Below are 1,668 nucleotides of genomic sequence, written 5' to 3' on the forward strand. Positions count from 1 at the left end.
TATGTGCAAAAGATAAAGAACCTAAACTTGATGGGATTAAATTTAACTTTTTTCTAAACCATTCAAATATATTTCCTAACTGATCATGGTTATTTTGGGCGGCATGAGATAAAAATAAAGAATTTGGGCGAACAAAACCCCTAATACGTTCCTTTTCCCCTTTCAGCCTTGGTCCAAAATACCAATCATAATCCTGTTTTTCTGAATGATAGTTACGCTCAAACCAAGTTTGAGCACGTCCTTTGGGATATGCGATTAGCCACTCTTCGTACACTCGCTCTTGGTCTAAGGAAAATGCGTATTGGTAGCGAATATTATCCTCAATGAAAATAATTTCAAAACAGCTCGGCCTTTTCTGGCAGTCAGCATTTAACCGAAATGGTTCGATATTCCATCTACTGCCAAGCTGCATGCCAGTGGCTGACTGAAGCACAATCCGACGCATGGTCTGGATTGCACGCACCAGATTGCTCTTCCCCGAAGCATTAGGACCGTAGACCACAGCACTGGTGAGTAGGCGCAGAGACTTAACATTAGGCATGGGGAAACTATTGCTATCTTGCCCAGTTTTTTTATTAGATGCCACCATACTAAAGGTCTGGCGCTCTCGAAATGAGCGATAATTTTCTACGCTGAACTCAACTAGCATTACTAGGGTCTCCCATGGTTACTTAGGGATTATCCATTAATTTTGGTCAATGGTAAACCATGGTAAAGGAATGATTTAGTTGATTATAGGAAGCTAGTTAGTAGAATGCGATTAGCCCGAAGGGCTACGCTACGCGATCGCATCTCTTCCTAGTAATACCAATTACACAAAATATTGGTACACCTTAATCCCCTATACCACCGCCTTACATTATCAGTTTATAACCTTATGACCTGATTACCGTATCCTCTGTAGCAAAACTAAATAAAACTATCATTCTTGCTAGGCAAATATATCCATGATGGTCTAACATCAACCCAGGTTTTATTCCTTTAAATTTTATTCCTAAAAAGGGAGCTCATCATCCATTGCTATTCTCAGTTTATTCCCTGACTTGCTAGATAATTCAATAACACCCGCTATCAACTTCCAACAAGGGTCACCATCCTTTTGCCAATCACCAGGTCGCCAAGGCATACTAAGACTAACCGTAACCAAACACTGATTTTGCGGTCGATACCCTAACTCTAAATGCCTAACAAATACGGGATCAGTAATCGTAGCAGTCAATTCTTGTCCACAATCTGTTACCAGTGAACCTTCCCATTTTTCTACACCCTCATCTCTGATACCAATAGGTTGAACCAAGAACTCCACAGCTTTCACCAGTTGTAGTGTACATCGTTGCTCTACTGGTAATGACTGCAAGAAACTCTCCGTTACATAGCGCTCATTATTATGGAGAATGTATTTTTCCCGGCTACAAAACTTATTCAGATATCCAGCAGGAACTTGTCCTACTCGTCGCCATTGTCCTGGTAATACCAAAAGATTTTCACACTCAAAGCCAAAGTCTGGTCCAGTTTTAGCCAAAGGAATATCTAAAATATCCAGTAACGTTGGTTCCCTTCCCGCAATTTGACGCATTGGTTTCGGAATGCGACCATCGGGTAAATCAGATACAGGACGAATCCATTGACATTTCAGAGAATTAATTCCAGCGATACATCTATCGCCAT

At 40.8% G+C, this 1,668-nt stretch carries 2 protein-coding genes; both read right to left on the reverse strand.

Annotation, left to right across the window (positions count from 1 at the left end; all coding sequences use genetic code 11):
• The coding region (locus F6K49_RS46675; protein WP_293109284.1) for an AAA family ATPase at positions 1–649 on the reverse strand (649 nt) is incomplete at its 3' end.
• Positions 650–994: 345 nt separating this feature from the next.
• Positions 995–1,668, reverse strand: a 674-nt coding sequence (locus tag F6K49_RS46680; protein WP_293109286.1) for a hypothetical protein, incomplete at its 5' end; no start/stop codon positions are given.

Source organism: Moorena sp. SIO3I6, from assembly GCF_010672095.1.